At 73.1% G+C, this 17,502-nt stretch carries 21 protein-coding genes; 12 read left to right on the forward strand and 9 right to left on the reverse strand.

What is annotated here, in order from left to right:
• Nucleotides 1–19 precede the first annotated feature (19 nt).
• Nucleotides 20–805 (reverse strand): GNAT family N-acetyltransferase, encoded by a 786-nt coding sequence (locus GA0070609_RS32045; RefSeq protein ID WP_088997244.1) that lies wholly within the window; start codon nt 803–805, stop codon nt 20–22.
• Between the two features lie 23 nt (nt 806–828).
• Nucleotides 829–1,653, reverse strand: coding sequence for an SDR family NAD(P)-dependent oxidoreductase (locus GA0070609_RS32050; protein WP_088997245.1), 825 nt, complete (start codon nt 1,651–1,653; stop codon nt 829–831).
• Nucleotides 1,654–1,780: 127 nt separating this feature from the next.
• Here GA0070609_RS32050 and GA0070609_RS32055 point away from each other — a divergent pair, with 127 nt between their 5' ends.
• Nucleotides 1,781–2,737, forward strand: a complete 957-nt coding sequence (locus tag GA0070609_RS32055) for an HpcH/HpaI aldolase/citrate lyase family protein (RefSeq protein ID WP_088997246.1) — start codon at nt 1,781–1,783, stop codon at nt 2,735–2,737.
• A 55-nt stretch (nt 2,738–2,792) separates the two neighbouring features.
• On the opposite strand, the gene GA0070609_RS32060 is transcribed toward GA0070609_RS32055, so the two are convergent.
• Nucleotides 2,793–3,311: a DUF4190 domain-containing protein gene (locus GA0070609_RS32060; protein ID WP_088997247.1), complete on the reverse strand. Its 519-nt coding sequence runs from the start codon at nt 3,309–3,311 to the stop codon at nt 2,793–2,795.
• A gap of 184 nt (nt 3,312–3,495) precedes the next feature.
• Here GA0070609_RS32060 and GA0070609_RS32065 point away from each other — a divergent pair, with 184 nt between their 5' ends.
• Nucleotides 3,496–4,335, forward strand: coding sequence for an SDR family NAD(P)-dependent oxidoreductase (locus tag GA0070609_RS32065; RefSeq protein WP_408630690.1), 840 nt, complete (start codon nt 3,496–3,498; stop codon nt 4,333–4,335).
• Here GA0070609_RS32065 and GA0070609_RS32070 read toward each other — a convergent pair.
• Nucleotides 4,329–4,862, reverse strand: coding sequence for a DUF4190 domain-containing protein (locus GA0070609_RS32070; protein ID WP_088997249.1), 534 nt, complete (start codon nt 4,860–4,862; stop codon nt 4,329–4,331). The two genes, GA0070609_RS32065 and GA0070609_RS32070, sit on opposite strands and share 7 nt — an antisense overlap.
• A gap of 180 nt (nt 4,863–5,042) precedes the next feature.
• On the opposite strand from GA0070609_RS32070, the gene GA0070609_RS32075 reads away from it, so the two are divergent.
• On the forward strand, nt 5,043–6,239 hold the full coding sequence (locus tag GA0070609_RS32075; protein WP_088997250.1) for an acyl-CoA dehydrogenase family protein: 1,197 nt from the start codon (nt 5,043–5,045) through the stop codon (nt 6,237–6,239).
• A gap of 34 nt (nt 6,240–6,273) precedes the next feature.
• Here the strand turns inward: GA0070609_RS32075 and GA0070609_RS32080 are convergent, their stop codons facing one another.
• Entirely contained in the window at nt 6,274–6,681 is a 408-nt protein-coding gene (locus GA0070609_RS32080; RefSeq protein ID WP_088997251.1) for a CoA-binding protein, read from the reverse strand.
• A 62-nt stretch (nt 6,682–6,743) separates the two neighbouring features.
• Nucleotides 6,744–8,618 (reverse strand): intein-containing Rv2578c family radical SAM protein, encoded by a 1,875-nt coding sequence (locus GA0070609_RS32085; protein WP_088997252.1) that lies wholly within the window; start codon nt 8,616–8,618, stop codon nt 6,744–6,746.
• A 101-nt stretch (nt 8,619–8,719) separates the two neighbouring features.
• Between GA0070609_RS32085 and GA0070609_RS32090 the strand changes: the two genes are divergently transcribed.
• Complete coding sequence (locus GA0070609_RS32090; protein ID WP_088997253.1) at nt 8,720–9,133, forward strand: thiol-disulfide oxidoreductase DCC family protein; 414 nt, start codon at nt 8,720–8,722, stop codon at nt 9,131–9,133.
• Between the two features lie 52 nt (nt 9,134–9,185).
• Here GA0070609_RS32090 and GA0070609_RS32095 read toward each other — a convergent pair whose 3' ends face one another.
• The 3 genes from GA0070609_RS32095 to trxA form a co-directional block, all read right to left on the reverse strand.
• A complete protein-coding gene (locus GA0070609_RS32095; RefSeq protein ID WP_157748352.1) occupies nt 9,186–10,118 on the reverse strand; it encodes an HTTM domain-containing protein in 933 nt (310 codons plus the stop codon).
• Nucleotides 10,115–10,555: a hypothetical protein gene (locus GA0070609_RS32100; RefSeq protein WP_088997254.1), complete on the reverse strand. Its 441-nt coding sequence runs from the start codon at nt 10,553–10,555 to the stop codon at nt 10,115–10,117. The genes GA0070609_RS32095 and GA0070609_RS32100 overlap by 4 nt, the downstream gene beginning before the upstream one ends.
• A 126-nt stretch (nt 10,556–10,681) precedes the next feature.
• Entirely contained in the window at nt 10,682–11,044 is a 363-nt protein-coding gene (gene trxA / locus GA0070609_RS32105; protein WP_088997255.1) for a thioredoxin, read from the reverse strand.
• 541 nt (nt 11,045–11,585) lie between these two features.
• On the opposite strand from trxA, the gene GA0070609_RS32110 reads away from it, so the two are divergent.
• From GA0070609_RS32110 to GA0070609_RS32140, 8 genes are all read left to right on the forward strand, one after another.
• The gene (locus GA0070609_RS32110) at nt 11,586–12,101 is read left to right on the forward strand and encodes a MaoC family dehydratase (RefSeq protein WP_088997256.1); all 516 of its coding nucleotides are present in this window, start codon (nt 11,586–11,588) and stop codon (nt 12,099–12,101) included.
• 89 nt (nt 12,102–12,190) lie between these two features.
• The gene (locus tag GA0070609_RS32115) at nt 12,191–12,724 is read left to right on the forward strand and encodes a hypothetical protein (RefSeq protein ID WP_172899444.1); all 534 of its coding nucleotides are present in this window, start codon (nt 12,191–12,193) and stop codon (nt 12,722–12,724) included.
• 62 nt (nt 12,725–12,786) lie between these two features.
• Entirely contained in the window at nt 12,787–13,410 is a 624-nt protein-coding gene (locus GA0070609_RS32120; protein WP_088997257.1) for a TrmH family RNA methyltransferase, read from the forward strand.
• Nucleotides 13,411–13,505: 95 nt separating this feature from the next.
• The gene (locus GA0070609_RS32125; protein WP_331716897.1) at nt 13,506–14,192 is read left to right on the forward strand and encodes a DUF6758 family protein; all 687 of its coding nucleotides are present in this window, start codon (nt 13,506–13,508) and stop codon (nt 14,190–14,192) included.
• Between the two features lie 116 nt (nt 14,193–14,308).
• A complete protein-coding gene (locus GA0070609_RS33765) occupies nt 14,309–14,467 on the forward strand; it encodes a hypothetical protein (protein WP_007455302.1) in 159 nt (52 codons plus the stop codon).
• 6 nt (nt 14,468–14,473) lie between these two features.
• Nucleotides 14,474–15,346, forward strand: coding sequence for a PH domain-containing protein (locus GA0070609_RS32130; protein ID WP_088997259.1), 873 nt, complete (start codon nt 14,474–14,476; stop codon nt 15,344–15,346).
• Nucleotides 15,347–15,448: 102 nt separating this feature from the next.
• The gene (locus GA0070609_RS32135) at nt 15,449–16,234 is read left to right on the forward strand and encodes a SigE family RNA polymerase sigma factor (RefSeq protein WP_088998094.1); all 786 of its coding nucleotides are present in this window, start codon (nt 15,449–15,451) and stop codon (nt 16,232–16,234) included.
• The gene (locus tag GA0070609_RS32140; protein ID WP_088997260.1) at nt 16,231–17,487 is read left to right on the forward strand and encodes a hypothetical protein; all 1,257 of its coding nucleotides are present in this window, start codon (nt 16,231–16,233) and stop codon (nt 17,485–17,487) included. Before GA0070609_RS32135 ends, GA0070609_RS32140 begins: the two co-directional genes overlap by 4 nt.
• Nucleotides 17,488–17,502 lie beyond the last annotated feature (15 nt).

Below are 17,502 nucleotides of genomic sequence, written 5' to 3' on the forward strand. Positions count from 1 at the left end.
TCGGCCGCGGCAGCGCCGGTCAGACCTCGTGCACCTCCAGCACCCGGGCGGTCGGGGCGGCGTCGCCGAGCGCGGCGCGCAGCGCCACCCGTTCCGGGTCGACCAGGAAGGCGTCGTAGCCGGCGCGGGTGTCGAACCGGATCAGGTGCACCTCGGTACGCCCGTCGCCGGTGCGCAGCCGGCGCTCCACCCGCCCGCCGTGCCGGCCCAGCAGGCCGAGCACCGCGTCCTCGTAGCCCTGGCCGGCCTCGACCGCCCCGTCCGGGAACTCGACCAGCGCGACGACGCGGAGCGCGGCGGCGGGGTCGGTGCGCAGCGACTTCCAGAAGTGGTGGTCGACGTGGCCGCCCGGGATGCCCTCCCGGCGGCCGGTGTCCAGGTAGCCGTGGCGGCGGTAGAACTCCGGCGCCTGGAACGAGAACGACGACACCGAGACCTCCGTGCACCCCCGCCGGCCGGCCTCCTCCTCGAACGCCCGCAGCAGCCGGCCGCCCCAGCCCTCGGCCCGCCGGTCCACGCGCACCCAGATCATGTTGATTCCGGCGCAGCCGCCCCACGTCCAACCGGTCAGGCCGGCGACCAGGTCGCCGTCGGCGTCGGTGACCCGGACGTTGAGCTCCGCCTCGTCGTCGGCGCCGGTGGCCCGGTTGTTGAACGCGGTCAGCTCCCGGTCCAGCCGGGCGGTCAACTCCGGGTCCGCCGTCGCGAGCACGGTCAGCGTGTCACCCGAGCCGGCCCGGTCCGGGTCGGTGGTCGGCGTGGCGTCGGTCGGCGGTGTGGTGGTGGCGTCGTTCCCCGTCGTCATGCGGCGGAGTATGGCAGGCGGCGCTATTCGCCGATGCCGACCGCCTTGGCGCTGGCCGTCCAGAGCCGGGCGGCCAGCTGCGGGTCGGCGGCCTTGCGCAGCGGCCGGCGCGGCCGCCGGTCGAAGTAGTAGCCGCCGTCGATCAGCCGGGCGGGATCCTGGTTGGCCAGCCAGACCAGCGTCTCGGCCCCCTTCTCCGGGCTGCGGAACGGCAGCATCCGCATGCCGAGCGCGACCAGCCGGCTGTCATTGCCGAACCGGGTGCGCACCACGCCGGGGTGGAAGCAGTACGAGCGCACCTGCGGCCAGCGGCGGGCCGCCTCGGCGGTGAACAGGATGTTCGCCTGCTTGCTGGTGCCGTACGCGGTCATCGAGCGGTAGCGGCGCAGCGGCGCGTTCAGGTCGTCCGGGTCCAGGGTGCCGCTGCGGTGCGCGCCGGAGGCGGTCACCACCATCCGGCCGACCCGGTCCCGCAGCAGATTGCTGAGCAGGAACGGGGCCAGGTGGTTGGCCTGGATCGACAGCTCGAACCCGTCCACCGTGGTCAGCGGCTGGAGCACGATCGCGCCGGCGTTGTTGGCCAGCACGTCGATCCGGTCGTACGCGGCCCGCAGCCGCTCGGCCAGCCCGCGTACGTCGTCGAGCACCGCGAAGTCGGCGCGGAACAACTCGGGCCGCTCCCCGCACGCCTCCCGCACCTGCTCGGCCGCCGCCTGCAACCGGGCCGGGTCGCGCCCGACCAGTACCACCTGGTCACCGCGGCGCGCCAGATCCATCGCCGCCGCGAGGCCGATACCCGAACTGGCCCCGGTCACCACCACGAGTCGGCGCCCAGTGACATCTTCCACAGGTCCATTCACCCCGGTCATGGCGCGAGGTTACCGTGGCGTCACAACGCCCTTTGGGATCGTTAAGTTCTCGGATTCTCGTCAGCTGGCGTCGGCGTGCCCGCCGCACGCTGGAAGGAGCGCACCCATGGCCGCAGTCGGTCGCCCCCGCCGGTCCTGCCTCGCGGTACCCGGTTCCAGCGTCAAGATGCTCGGCAAGGCCCAGGGCCTCCCGGCCGACCAGGTCTTCCTCGACCTGGAGGACGCGGTCGCCCCGCTGGCCAAGCCGGACGCCCGGAAGAACATCGTGGCCGCGCTCAACGAGGGCGACTGGTCCGGCAAGACCCGGGTGGTCCGGGTGAACGACCTGACCACCCCGTGGACCTACCGGGACGTCATCGACGTGGTCGAGGGAGCCGGCGCCAACCTCGACTGCATCATGCTGCCGAAGGTGCAGAACGCGGCCCAGGTGCAGTGGCTCGACCTGACGCTCACCCAGCTGGAGAAGACCCTCGGCCTGGAGGTCGGCCGGATCGGCATCGAGGCGCAGATCGAGAACGCCGCCGGCCTGGTCAACGTCGACGCGATCGCCGCCGCCTCGCCCCGGGTCGAGACGATCATCTTCGGGCCGGCCGACTTCATGGCCTCGATCAACATGAAGTCGCTGGTGGTCGGCGCGCTGATCCCGGACTACCCGGGCGACCCGTACCACTACATCCTGATGCGGATCCTGATGGCCGCGCGGATGCACGACAAGCAGGCCATCGACGGCCCGTTCCTGCAGATCCGCGACGTGGACGCGTTCCGCGAGGTGGCCAAGCGGTCGGCCGCGCTGGGCTTCGACGGCAAGTGGGTGCTGCATCCGGGCCAGATCGACGCCGCCAACGAGGTCTACTCGCCGGCCCAGGCCGACTACGACCACGCCGAGCTGATCCTCGACGCGTACGAGCACTACACCTCGGAGGCGGGCGGCAAGCTCGGCGCGGTGATGCTCGGCGACGAGATGATCGACGAGGCGTCCCGCAAGATGGCGCTGGTGATCGCCGCCAAGGGGCGGGCGGCCGGGATGAGCCGGACGTCCAGCTTCACCCCGCCCGCCGAGTAGCACGCCCGGTTCCTCCTCGCGCCGCCCCGGCCGGACCGGGGCGGCGCGAGTGTCTTCAGTAGCTGCTGCTGGTGTTGTCGGACTGCGTGATGGCGAAGACGATGGCCGCCACGTAGAAGAGGATCACCAGCACCAGCAGGCCGGTGAGGATCCAGCCGACGATGATGGCGGCCTTCGCCATGCCCTCGCCGCCCTCACCGGTCTGCCGGATCTGCTTCTGGGCCACGTGCCCGAGGATGGCCCCGATCGGGGCGGTGATGCACGACCCGACGCCGACCAGGGAGAGCACCAGCGCGGCGATCGCCAGGCCGTTGGTCTTCTGCTGCGGCGGGTAGCCGTAGCCGTAGCCCGGGTAGGCGGGCGGCGGGTAGCCGGCGGCGGCGTACGGGTCACCGGGCTGGCCGGGCGCCTTCATCCCGGCGTACGGGTCGCCGGCGGGGTGCGGCTCGGCGGCGGTGGGCTGGGTGGGCACGGGCTGACCGCTGATCGGCAGGGTCGGGTCGGCCGGTGGGCTCGACTGCTGGCCCGACCACGCCGGGTCGTTCCAGCCGCCGGACGGCGGGGGATAGGTCATGTCTACTCCGTTGGGTGCGGGTGCGCGGTCAGGGTAGCCAGCGGCACGCAAACCGCGCCGTCCCGCCACCGGGTGCCGCGTTGCCCGGGCGGGGATAACCGGGCAGGATCCTGGCATGGTGTTTGACGCGCGAGCCGCGGACCGCTCCGGCAGCCGACCGAGACGGGACGCGAGCCGCCCCGGGCTGGCCCGGCGCAGCCGGGCGGCCGTTGCCGCACCCGCCCCCGGGCAGGACGAGCCGGCGCCGCTGCCGGAGCCGGTGACCATGCGGCTCGACGGGAAGGTCGCCCTGGTGACCGGAGCGGGTAGCCCGGACGGCATCGGGTACGCGACCGCGCGCCGGCTCGCCGACCTGGGCGCCCGGGTGGCCATCGTCTCCACCACCCGGCGCATCCACGAACGGGCCAGCGAGCTGGGGGTGACCGGGTTCGTCGCCGACCTCACCGACGAGTCGGAGGTCGGCGCGCTCGCCGACGCCGTGGCCGAGCAGCTCGGCGACGTGGAGGTGCTGGTCAACAACGCCGGGCTGGCCAGCCGGGCCAGCCCCGAGGTGCTGCGCCCGGTCGCCCAGCTCAGCTACGACGAGTGGCGGGGCGAGATCGACCGGAACCTGACCACCGCGTTCCTGTGCAGCCGGGCCTTCATCGGCGGGATGGCCGAGCGCGGCTGGGGGCGGATCGTGAACCTGGCAGCGACCGCCGGGCCGGTCAACGCGCTGCCCACCGAGGCGGCGTACGCGGCGGCGAAGGCGGGCGTGGTCGGGCTGACCCGGGCGCTGGCGATGGAGATGATCGCCGACGGGGTGACCGTGAACTCGGTGGCGCCCGGCACCATCTACACCGCGGCGTCCACCATGGCCGAGATCAAGCAGGGCCTCGGTACGCCGGTCGGCCGGCCGGGCACGCCGGACGAGGTGGCCGCCGCCATCGCCTTCCTCTGCTCGCCGGCCGCCTCCTACATCACCGGCCAGATGCTGGTGGTGGACGGCGGGAACAGCGTCCGCGAGGCGCAGTTCCGTCAGTAGGTGGTGTCGCCGACGCCGGCGAAGGCGACCAGCGCGATCCAGCCGCAGCAGATCAGCAGGCCCAGGCCGGTGAAGACGTAGCTGAGGATCAGCCCCCAGGTGGCCAGCTGGTCGCCCTCCTCGCCGCTGGTCCGCAGCTGCCGCTTGGCCAGGTGGCCGAGGACGATGCCGGCGGGCGAGAACACGAACGCGAAGACCAGCGAGAGGATGGCCAGCACGTTCGTGCCCCGGGTGGGCCCGGGCGACGGCGGGCCGTACTGGCCGTAGGGGCCCTGTGGGGCGTACGGGGGTTGGTGTCCCCATTGCGGGGCGTGCGGGGGCTGGCCGGGCTGCTCGTACGACGGCTGTCCGTACGCCGGCTGCTGCTCGTAGGACGGCGGCCCGTACCCCGAGGGCGGCGGCTCCTGGCCCGCGGGCGGCCCGTATCCCGACGAGGGCTCCTGCGCCGGAAAGGGCTCCTGCCCCGGGGGCGGTGGTTCCCAAGGTGACGGCGGCCGGTCCGGATCCGGCGGCGGTGGCTGGCTCACGGGTGTCCTCCTCCTGCCGGTGGCGGATCACGCCCCTCTTGCCGGACGCTACCGGTAGCGGTGAACCTTTTCACAGCGGTTGTGTGGACTGGTCACCTTGGCGTCGCCGGTCGCGCGGCCGATACTGACCGAGCGTTCAGTTACCCATGAGTAAGGCGCCCGATTCCCCCGGAGGCTGAGATGGCTCGACTCGCCCAGACGCCCGGCCTGACCGACGAGCAGCGGTCGATCCTGGAAACCGTCCGGGAGTTCGCCGACAAGGAGATCATCCCGCACGCCCAGCGGCTGGAGCACGCCGACGAGTACCCCACCGACATCCTCGACGGGATGCGCGAGATGGGGTTGTTCGGCCTCACCATCGACGAGGAGTACGGCGGCCTGGGGGAGTCCCTGCTGACCTACGCCCTGGTGGTGGAGGAGCTTTCCCGGGGCTGGATGTCGATCTCCGGCATCGTCAACACCCACTTCATCGTGGCCTACCTGATCTCGCAGCACGGCTCGGCCGAGCAGAAGGCCCGGCTGCTGCCGAAGATGGCCACCGGCGAGGTGCGCGGCGCCTTCTCGATGTCGGAACCGGAGTGCGGCTCCGACGTCTCGGCGATCAAGTCGAAGGCGGTCCGGGACGGCGACAACTACGTCCTCAACGGCCAGAAGATGTGGCTGACCAACGGCGCCTACTCGTCCGTGGTGGCCACCCTGGTCAAGACCGACACCGGCGCCGACTCGGTCTACGGCAACATGAGCACCTTCCTGCTGGAGAAGGAGCCCGGCTTCGGCGAGACGGCGCCCGGCCTGACCATCCCGGGCAAGATCGACAAGATGGGCTACAAGGGCGTCGAGACCACCGAGATGGTGCTCGACGGGGTGACCGTGCCCGCCACCGCCGTGCTCGGCGGCGAGGAGAAGGTCGGCCGCGGCTTCTACCAGATGATGGACGGCATCGAGGTCGGCCGGGTCAACGTCGCCGCCCGCGCCTGCGGCATCTCCATCCGGGCCTTCGAGCTCGCCGTCGCGTACGCCCAGCAGCGCCGCACCTTCGGCCAGCCGCTCGCCAAGCACCAGGCCGTCGCCTTCAAGCTCGCCGAGATGGGCACGAAGATCGAGGCGGCACACGCCCTGATGGTGAACGCCGCCCGGCTCAAGGACGCCGGCCAGCGCAACGACGTCGAGGCCGGGATGGCCAAGCTGCTCGCCTCCGAGTACTGCGCGGAGGTGGTGCAGGAGGCGTTCCGCATCCACGGCGGCTACGGCTACTCCAAGGAGTACGAGATCGAGCGGCTGATGCGGGAGGCCCCGTTCCTGCTCATCGGCGAGGGCACCTCGGAGATCCAGAAGACGATCATCTCCCGGGGCCTGCTCAAGGAGTACAAGCTCTGACCCGGGCGGCGGTCGTCCGACCGGGCCCGCCCGGTCAGCTCAGCCGGGTGAGGCCGGCGGCGGCGCGCTCGACGATCAGGCAGCGGTCCTCGACGTAGTCGATGCCCGCCTCGGTGGCGATTCGCCGTGCCTCGGGCGAGACGATGCCGAGTTGCAGCCAGACGGCCGGCGCGCCGATCGCCACCGCCTCGCGGACCACCTCGACCGCGTCCGCGGCCGGCCGGAAGATGTCGACCAGGTCGACCGGGTGCGGGATGTCGGCCAGCGAGCGGTAGGCCCGCTCGCCGAAGAGTTCGTCCACCGTCGGGTTGACCGGGATGATCCGCCAGCCGTACCGCTGCATCTGCAACGGCACGCTGTGCGCGGCCTTGCGGGGGTCGCGGGACGCGCCCACGACGGCGATCACGGCGGAGTCGGCGAGGAGCTGCTGAGCGGAGCGCACCCGCCGACTCTAGCTCCGCCAGGCGGCCCGCCGTCGCCGAGCGGCCGGCTCCGGTCGGCGCCTCAGAGCAGGGTCAGCTGCTCGGTGGCCGGGGGCGCCGGTGGCTCGGGCAGGTTACGGTTCCCGCCGCGCTCGGCCCGGGGCAGGCCGTGCCGGCGGGCGGCGATCCGCACCCGCGCGGTCAGCTCCCGCTGGTACGCCTGCGGGGCGTAGGCGCCGGAGCGGTAGAGCTCGCGGTAGCGGGGCACCAGGTGCGGGAACTCCCGCCCGAGCCAGCGCGCGTACCACTCGCGGGCGCCGGGGCGCAGGTGCAGCGCCAGCGGGGTGACGCTGGACGCGCCCGCCGCGGCGATCGCGGACACGGTGGCCTCGATCGACTCGTCGCTGTCGCTGAGGCCGGGCAGGATCGGCGCCATCAGCACGCCCACCTCGAAGCCCGCGTCGGTGAGCGCCCGGACGGCGTCCAGCCGCCGGCGCGGACTGGGGGTGCCGGGCTCGACGGCCCGCCAGAGCCGCTCGTCGACGAAGCCGACCGAGTAGGAGACGCCGACCCGGGTCACCTCGGCGGCCTGCCGCAGCAGCGGCAGGTCGCGCAGCAGCAGGGTGCCTTTGGTGAGGATGGAGAACGGGTTGGCGAAGTCCCGCAGCGCCGCGATGATCTGCGGCATCAGCCGGTAGCGCCCCTCGGCCCGCTGGTAGCAGTCGACGTTGGTGCCCATCGCGATGTGTGCGCCCCGCCAGCGCGGCGCGGCCAGCTCCCGCCGGACCAGCTCCCCGGCGTTGACCTTGACGATCACCTTCCGGTCGAAGTCCGCCCCCGCGTCGAGGTCCAGATAGGTGTGCGTGTTCCGGGCGAAGCAGTTGTGGCTCACCACGCCGTTCGCGATGAAATCCCCGGTGCCGGTGGTGATGTCCCACAGCGGCAGCTCCAACCCGAGCGGCTCCACCGCGGTGACGCGCGGCGCGGTGAGGTGGGGCACCGGTACGCCGTTGACGAGCCGTCCGTGCAGGCTCGCCGGTTCGGCCAGGTGCAGGAACCGCAGCCGTTCGCGCAGCCCGCCGGTCAACCGGAGCTGTCGGGGGCGGCCGGGGAGGTTGTGGTCCTCCCGGACGAAGTCGAAGCCGAACCGGTCGAGCGCCGCGGTGACCTGGTGGAGCCGCTCGTCGTCGGCGACGATGATCCGCAGCGCGTCGCTGCTGCACCGGCCCGCGAGGTCGAAGGTGCCGGCCAGGAAACCGAGCCACCAGTCGTCGGTGTGCTGCTCGGACGAGTCGGCGGGCCCGCCGGCGGAAGCGGCGACCGGAGACGAGTCGTCGCGGGTCGTCGCCTGCCGATAGCCGCGCCGGTAGTCGGTGGAGCCCTTGTGCCCTTCGGGGAAGCGGCCGGTCCCGACCAGCCGTTCGCCACTGGTCAGGCGCTTCCGCCGGCCCGGCTCCGGAGAGACGTAGCGCCAGCCCTCGCGGGACAGGAAGCGGTGGTCGCCGCTGGCCACCAGGGTCGTGCCGTCGTCCAGCGTGACCCGGTGGGCCGGCTTCACCGTGGACCACTTGGCCAGCACCGTCGTCACCACGTAGCGGCGGTGGGCGCCCCGGCGCTGCGTGCCGTAGATCCGCTCGCCGATCTCCAGGTCCTGGATCGCCTTCGTGCGCCCGTCCGCCAGCAGCACCGGAGTGTCGCCGGAGACGCAGTACACACACGCGTGCGAGCAGCCACGGTAGGGGTTGATGGTCCACTCGAAGGGGACGCGGGAGGCGCCGGGAACCTTGTTGATGATGGACTTGGCGCGCACCTCGTAGAACGTCATCCCGGCGAAGCCCGGGGTGTCGAAGGTGCGGACGACCGCGCCGGGCAGCGCCAGCGGCAGGGGTGGCGTCGCTGGCGCTGCCCGCCCGGGAACGCCCTCGTCCGGGGGAGCGGAGAGGTTGTCCCAGCGCATGGCTCCATTCGAACACGCGTACGAGTCGAGCGCAAGCGACCCGCCGTGTTCCCGGCCACCTCGACCACCGGCCCGGACCGGGGTGGGTGGAGGATGGGGGCATGGAGAGGTCGACGTTCGTCTACGACGGGGACTGCGCGTTCTGCACCCGCTGCGCCGAGTTCATCGACCGGCGGATCCCGACCGGCGTCCGGGTGGTGCCCTGGCAGTTCGCCGACCTGGCCGCGCTCGGCCTGACCGAGGCCGAGTGCGAGGAGGCGGTGCAGTGGGTGGGCGCCGACGGCTCCCGCGCCGCCGGTCCGGACGCGATAGCGAAGTTGCTCGGTGACAGCGGGCCGCTCTGGCGGGTGGCCGGCGCCGGCCTGCGCTTCCCGCCGGTGCGGGCGGCCGCCTGGCCGGCGTACCGCTGGGTGGCCCGCAACCGGCACCGGATGCCCGGCGGTACGGCCGCCTGCTCGCTGCCGCAGGAGGCGCGGGAGCGCCTCTACGGCCCGGCCGGCCGTCCCGGCGCCTGACCGACGCCCGGCCGACGGTTGAACGCCCGGCCGGTGACCGCCAAACCGCGTCCTACTGCCCAGCCGGCTCCGGCTCCGCGACCGCCGGTCCGCCGCGCAGCGGTGCCGGTGGCGCCGATGGCGCCGCCCCGTCGACGGGTCCGTCGTCCGCCGGGCCGCGCCCGCGACCGGCGAGCCGGCGGGCCCAGACCAGCGGGCGGACCCGCTCCAGCGGCAGGAAGCTGGTCATCGCCGCCAGGTGCGGGGCGAACGAGATGGTGATGGTCGCGAACGTCACCAGGTGGAACGAGTAGAAGAAGCCGACCGTGTAGAGCCGCCAGCGCTTCCGGAGCAGGAAGATCGCCGGGCTGGCGAGTTCGAACGCGACGATCCCGAACTGGGCGACGATCAGCAGGTAGGGCACGCTGGCGATCACGTCGGCCAGTTCGGTGCCGCGGCGGATGATCGCCCGGGCCAGCACCGAGCCGGTCAGCCAGTCCAGGCCGCCGAACCGCAGCTTGGCCCAGGCGGCGAGGAAGTACGTGCAGACCACCGCGATCTGGGTGACCCGCAACGCCCACCCACCGGCCTCGGTGCGGGTCGGGTCACCGTGCCGGGCCCGGCCGGCGGTGGGCAGCACCGCGAGCGCCACCAGCAGGCCGAACCGGTCGTGGTCGACCTTGCCGTAGCTCATCGCGACGATCATCCACTCGAAGTAGAGCGCGAAGACCGCCCAGCCGAGCAGCCGGGGCGCCCGGCCGGTCGCGGCGAGCAGGGCGAGCAGCAGCAGCGCCCAGAAGATGACGCCCACCACCGCCGGGGTCGGGGTGGGCAGCGGCAGCAGCCGGCCGATCAGCAGCGGCTGGTAGAGCTCGCCGGGCACCGCGACCCGGGTGCGCACCCAGGGGGTGAACAACACCAGGTCGGCGGCGACGAAGAGATAGATCAGCGTACGGAAGGCGGCCACCCGCCCCCGGGGGACCGGCTCGGTCAGCCAGCGGGTCATCGGGACGCCTGCCAACTCACCACTGTCTCGTCGGTCCACCGGCCGGTGGGCCGGCCGTCCCGGATGCCGTGCCAGCGGATCACGATGCGGACCTCGACCAGCCGCGCCGCGTCCGGGTTCCGTTCGGCGTACGCGTCGGCCACCTCGGCGAGCAGCGCGGGGTCGGCGGCGTAGCGACTCTGCTGGCCCTCGATCTCGGCGCGGCGGATCCCGGTGGCCTGCTCGCCCAGGCCGACCACCGCGCCGGTGACGTCGACCCCCTCGACGCGAGTGTCCGGGGCGGGGGCACTCGGCGGGTTGGACGTCGAGTACATCCGGAACGGCCCGAACGGGAAGTGGTCGTCGGTACCCCAGACGGTGCCGGCCACCAGTACCGCCAGCCCGAGCGCGGTGGCGGCGAGTCGGGCCGCGCGGCCGCGGGTGGTCAGAGTCTCCATCGGGTCGTGACGATACGCGACGGACCACGGCACGCGGGGGGCGTCCGGAGGCGTCCGCCTTCTCCGGCGGCGGACACGACGACGGCCGGGCCCCCACCATGGGGACCCGGCCGTCGTGGTGGTCGATCAGTGCTTGTGCTCGGCCAACTGCTTGCGGACGTCGTCCATGTCGAGGGCCTCGACCTGCTCGATCAGGTTCTCCAGCGCCGACTCGGGCAGCGCGCCCGGCTGGGCGAAGACGATCACACCGTCACGGATGGCCATGATCGTCGGGATGGACCGGATGTCGAACTTGGCGCCCAGTTCCTGCTGCGCCTCGGTGTCCACCTTGCCGAAGACGATGCCCGGGTGCTTCTCCGACGAGCGCTCGTAGACCGGGGCGAACCGCTTGCAGGGACCGCACCAGTCGGCCCAGAAGTCGACCAGGACGATGCCGTCGCCGCTGGTCACCTCGTCGAAGTTTGCCGTGGTCAGCTCTACGGTTGCCATGGGAATCTCTCCGATCACCGCGGAATAGCTACGTCTGGTGGAACGAGGACGTACCCCGTCGGATTCCCGCCTCGGTGGTGCGGAAACGTGTTCTGGAAGGTGATCCTCGTCATCGACCGCCGTCTGTCGAATCGGGGTCGTGCGGTCCGCAAGTGCAGTACGCATTTGCGTGACCGGACGTGATGGGAGCGTTTCCAAGGAGATCGGCACGATTCCGCAACACCGATCGGTAACTTCTCGCTTGACAAGCGAGGATCCGCCCCCTGGAGATCGCTTACGGCTCGACCTAACCTCACAGAGAGTAGTGTTACAAAAAGATAAATGTGACCTCCGTCTCTGTCCGTGTCGGGTGGGCGTCCGGCAGAATCTTTCGCATCAGAGCGTGGGCGGCGGGTGCCGGGGAGGGCCCCGCCGCTCATTGCGTCTCCCCCCGGGGCGGCCGGTGTGACATTTCCCCACGGCCCGCGCCCCGCTCAGTTCCTTAACCCTCGATAAGGCATGCTGTGCCGAACTCCATCGCCGCCCGTCGAAGGGGACAAGGATGCAGTTCGGCCGCTACTACGAGGAGTTCGAGGTCGGCGCGGTCTACCGGCACTGGCCGGGCAAGACGGTCACCGAGTACGACGACCACCTCTTCTGTCTGCTCACCATGAACCACCACCCGCTGCACATGGACGCGCACTACGCCGAGACGGCCAGCCAGTTCAAGCGCAACGTCGTGGTGGGCAACTACATCTACTCCCTGCTCCTCGGCATGTCCGTGCCGGACGTCAGCGGCAAGGCGATCGCCAACCTCGAGGTCGAGTCGCTGCGGCACGTGGCGCCGACCTTCCACGGCGACACCATCTACGGCGAGACCACCGTGCTGGACAAGCGGGAGTCCTCCTCGAAGCCCGACCGGGGGGTGGTCGCGGTGGAGACCCGGGGCTACAACCAGGACGGCACGCTGGTCTGTGTCTTCCGCCGCCGGGTGATGGTCCCCAAGCGGGAGTACGCGGCCAGCGCGGTGCCCGAGGGCGTCGACCCGGAGCGCCCGAGCTTCCCCGAGCCGCGCTGACCCGGTCGAACGTCGACGCGTCCCCGACGCGACGGGCCCCTTCCACCCCGGTTCCGGGTGGAAGGGGCCCTTTTCCCGATCCGGGGCATATGCTGGCGCCGGAGGTCCCCATGAGCCACTCCCTCGCCGGAGAGCCGCCCTCTGCCGGTCGCCGTACCGCACCGTTGACCACCGCCGTCTACTCCGCCGCCGAGTGGGATCTGCTGACCGACCTGCCCGGCCGGGTCGTCGTGGCCGCCGCCGCGCCCGGTCCCGGGCGGCCCCGCCGGGGCGTCGCCGCCGGGCTGGCCGGCCTGGACGCCGTCGCCGCCGGCCGGGCCTTCGACAGCGACCTGGTCCGCGCCGTGGTGGCCGCGATCTACGCCCGGCACGACGGCGCACCCGAACCCACCGACCGGCTCACCGACCTGGTGGACCTGCTCGCCGCCTGCCGCGCCGCGGCACGGGTGCTGCGCCGGCGCGCCGACCCGGCCGACTCGGCGGCGTACCGGCAGTGGGTGCAGTCGGTGGCCGCCCGGGTGTGCCGGGCGACGCCGGTCGGCACGCCGGGGCCGCCCGCCGGCGAGTCGCCCGCCGACCGCCGGTTCCTCGAACGCCTCGGCGGCGCGCTGGGGCTGCGCTGAGCCGCACCGGTTCCCGGGGTCCCGCCGGTGCGACGGCGCCCGGGCCGTACCCTCTCCAGACCGTGACCGATGAGCAGCTCGACGTCGGCGTGGGACCGTGGCCCGGAGACCCGCCGGACGACCCGCGCTACGACCCCGTACTGCTCGCCGAGGGCGACCGGCGCAACGTGGTGGACCGCTACCGGTACTGGCGGCGCGAGGCGGTGGTGGCGGACCTGGACCGGCGCCGGCACGACTTCCACGTGGCCATCGAGAACTGGCAGCACGACCTCAACATCGGCACTGTGGTCCGCAACGCCAACGCCTTCCTCGCCGCCGAGGTGCACATCGTCGGCCGGCGCCGATGGAACCGCCGGGGCGCCATGGTGACCGACCGCTACCAGCACGTCCGGCACCACCCGACGATCGAGGAGTTCGTCGCCTGGGCGGCGGAGCGGGAACTGCCGGTGGTCGGCATCGACAACCTGCCCGGCTCCCGGCCGCTGGAGACCACCACCCTGCCGCGGCGCTGCGTCCTGCTCTTCGGGCAGGAGGGGCCGGGCCTGTCCGACCCGGCGCGGGCCGCCTGCGCCCAGCTCTTCTCGATCTCGCAGTACGGCTCCACCCGGTCGATCAACGCCGGGGTGGCCAGCGGGATCGCGATGCACGCCTGGATCCGCGCCCACGCCGACCCGCCGCCGGACTGAGCGCCGTACCACCTGGGCGATCATCGGCGACCGAAACCGGCGCTCCGCTTGACGGACCGGCGGTGCGGGGCGACGGTGGAAAGGTGAGTGTCGCGGTGAGTTGTCCCAGGTGCGGTGGTCCGGTCCGGGCGCCGGACCTGATGCACACCGAGTCGCGCTGCCTGAACTGCGGGCCGGTCCCGCCGCTGCACGTGCCCGAGCACATCGGAGCGGAGATCGTGGCCAGTGTGGTCGACCGGATCACCGCCGCCGCCGAGCCGCCGAAGCGGCCGGCCGCCCCGCTCTGGTGCCCGTGGCCGCTGCCGACCGGCTGGACGATGACCGGCGTGGCGTACGCCGGGGACGACCGCACCGGTGTCCGCGCCACCGCGGTCGCCTGCGCGGGCCCGTCGCCGCTCGCCGGCGGTCCCGCCGACCTGGTCTTCGTGGCCGAGGAGCCCGGCGTCGGCCTGGGCACCCGGCTCGCCGGCATGCCGGGCCCGGATCCGGGTCCACAACTGGCGGACGCGCTGACCGACCCCGGTCCGGGTCATCCCGAGCACGTCGGACAGGCTCGGATCAAGGTGGCCGGTCACCCCACTCCACTGTGGCTGGTGAATTCACCGGCGGATCGAAGCGCGTACGCGGGCGAGGCTCGGGGAATGTGGCTGCATGCGATAGCCTGGCCGGCGAGTGCGGGGCACCTGCTCGCGGAGGACGTCGTGCTGCACGACCTGACCGAGTGGACACCACCCGAACTCGTGTACGGCGCACCGTCTCCGTACCTGCACGGGAGGGCTTGACATGCCTCCCGGAATGACGGAGAACGGACGCAGATATTCACTGTACGACACCACACTGATACTCTGGGTGCCGCTGCGGTAATGGGACCCGGCGCCGCGCGAGAGGATGGCCCGCCATGGTCAAGAAGGTCCTCACCTGGGCCGGAATCGCATTCTTGATCTTCTTCGTCGCCTACCGGCCGAACTCCGCGGCGGATGTCTTCAAGTCGCTGGGCGGCGGCATCATGGACATCGCCCAGGGCTTCGGCGACTTCTTCACCAGCCTCGTCGCCTGACCGCCGATGGGCAGCCCCTCCGGTCCACCCTTCAACCCCGACGACCCCGACGACCGGGAGCGCCGGGAGCGCGACACGGAGCCGATCCCGCCGTACCGGCCCGACGACGGGCCGGGCTACGGTGCCGGCCCGGGCCTCTCCGACGGCCCCTCCCTCTCCGACGACGCCGGCTACGGCGCCGGGGCGGGCTACGCCAGCGAGAGCCGCTCGGGCCGCGCCTGGGTCCGTGACCCCGAGGCCGGCTACCCCTCGATCTCCGAGGAGGAACTGGCCGGGCTGCGCGCCGACGCCGCCGGCATGACACCCCGGCGGGTGCTGCCGCTGGAGGACGAGCCGAGTTCGCTGGTCGCCCGCTACCTCTTCCCCACCGAGCGCTACCGGGGCGAGTGGAAGCGGCACTGGGTCCACCTCACCACGCCGCTGCTGATCGGCGTCGCGGCCACCTTCGTGCTCGGCTACCTCTCCGGCTTCCTCGCCGGCCAGGACGTCGGCGCGCTCACCACCATCGCCGTGCTGCTCTGGTTCGCCGTGATGGGCTGGGTGGCCTGGAAGGTCGCCGACTGGTGGTACGACCGCTTCATCCTGACCAACAAGCGGGTCATGGTGGTCAACGGCATCATCACCCGCCAGGTGGCGATGATGCCGCTGGTCCGGGTCACCGACATGAAGTACGAGCAGACCCCGGCCGGCCGGGCGCTCAACTACGGCACCTTCGTGCTGGAGTCCGCCGGCCAGGAGCAGGCCCTCCGCGAGATCAAGAACCTGCCCAACCCGAACGAGCTCTACCTGCGTGTGGTCGAAGAGATGTACGAGCCGCAGGCGGTCGAGGCGCGGCTGGGCAAGGAGGCCGACGAGGCCAAGGCCGACGACGGAGCGTGAACGTTTTCGTCCGAACATCGGATGAACTGCACACCTTTGGGCGTCGACCCGACTCGTCCGGACATGGCAGCCTGCCAGGCAGGACGGGGCGCGGAGGTGGACGTGGCGAGCAGGGACCCGCTGGAGGAGGAGTTCCGCGACTTCGTCGCGGCCCGTTCCGGCGCCCTGCTGCGTACCGCGTACCTGCTCACCGGGGACTGGGCCACCGCCGAGGACCTGCTCCAGACCGCGCTGACCAAGACGTACCTGGCCTGGAAGCGGCTCGGCGGGATCGAGGCCATCGAGCCGTACGCCCGCCGGGTCATGGTCAACACCTCGACCAGTTGGTGGCGGCGGCGCTGGCACGGTGAGCGCCCCACCGAGGTGCTGCCCGAGCGGACCGGGGTCGACGAGATCGAGCAGCAGCTCGACCGGGACCTGCTCTGGCGGCACCTGAAGGCCCTGCCCGCCCGGCAGCGCGCGGTGCTGGTGCTGCGCTTCTACGAGGACCTGTCGGAGGCGCAGACCGCCGCCCTGCTGGAGATCTCGCCCGGCACGGTGAAGAGCCAGACCTCCCGCGCGCTGAACACCCTGCGCCGCCGGCTGGGCGCCGAGGGAGCGCTCGGCCTGCCCACCGGGATCGAACCGGCGCCGGCCCGACCGCCCGCGCCCCGCCGCGCCACCGGCCGGGGCGCCACCGCCGTACCGACCCCACGGCCGGGCGCCGCACCGGCCACCCCGGGCTCCGAACGCCCGCCGACCCCGGCCGCCCCCGCGGCGGTGCCGGCCGCGGCGCCCCCCGAGGCGGCGGCCACCCCGACACCGGAGCCGGACGTCGAGGCCGTCCCGGTGACCGTGCCGGCCCGCTCCGGCGTACCGGCGGGCACCGTCGCCATGGAGGCCCGGTGACCACCCGGTCGGGTCGCCGTGGCAACCAGACGGTCGGCCCGACGCGTCCACTCCACGTGCGGCAGGACGACCTGGAACACGCGGTGCGGGAGACGCTGTCCCGCCAGGTCGCCGTGCCCCACGCGCTCGCCGTCGACCCGGCCGGGCTGGCCATCCGCCGGGCCGACCGGATCCGCCGTCGGCGTACCGCCGCCGGGCTGGCCTTGGCCACGGTGGCCACCGCACTGCTCACCACCGGGATGGCGCAGCTCGGTGAGGAGCAGGGGCCACCCAGGACGCCGACCGTGGTGCTCGGTGACCCGTACGCCTCACCGCTGCCGGAACCGACGGCGGCCGTGACCGCACCGGTCGGCCCGGACCGCGGCGAGGTGGATCTGATCATCGGGGGCACGCTCGCCGGCGCGGACGGCAGCCGGGTCCCGTTGCTCGACGTCGGCCCGGTCGAGCGGGCCCAGCGGGCACCGGACGGCGGCGGCTGGCTGGTGGTCGGCGCGCCCACCGTGGCCGGCCGGTCGCTCTGGCTGGTGCCGCCCCGCGGCGCCGCGCAGGTGCTGCTCGCCGGCGCGGCGCAGATCACGCTCAGCGACGACGGGCGCCAGGTCGCCTGGCGGGAGGGCGCGGACCTGGTGGCGGCCGGCATCGTCGGCGGCCAGCTCGTCGCCACCGTGCGGACGGCGCTACCGGCCGGGGCGGAGCCGGTGCGGTTCGCGGGCGACCGCGTGCTGGCCCGCCTCGACCCGACCGGGCCCGGGCACCTCCTGTGGCGACCGGGCGACGAGGCGCCGGTAATGGCAGCCGACGACACCAGCAGGCACGTCTACGGCCGCCTGCCCGACGGCCGGCTGGTCGCCCAGGTGTCCGCCGGCACGCCGCGCCGGCCCTGCCTCGCCCTGCTCGATCCGGCGCTCACGCCGACGCGTACCGCCTGCGGGCCGAGCCTGGGCGCCGACGGCCGCGGCGCGGTCTCCGCCGACGGCCGGTGGCTGGTGCTGAACGGGGGCGCCGCCGGCAAGGACGCCGCGCTCCTGGTCGACCTGGCGGCGCTCGGGTCCGGGACGCTGACCGCGCTACCGGCCGGGCCACCGCTGGCCGGGGCGGTCGCCTGGACGGCGGACCAGACCGTGGTCTACGGCGACGCCGCGGGCGGCCTGGTGCGGGCCGCGGTGGACTCGGTGCTCGCCGGCGAGCGGGCCACCCCCGCCCCGGTGCCGGGGCTGCGGTCCGGTGAGCGCCTGGTGGTGGTCACCGGATGACCGGGGCGTCCCGGG

The sequence above is a fragment of the Micromonospora echinaurantiaca genome, from assembly GCF_900090235.1.
GTDB lineage: Bacteria > Actinomycetota > Actinomycetes > Mycobacteriales > Micromonosporaceae > Micromonospora > Micromonospora echinaurantiaca.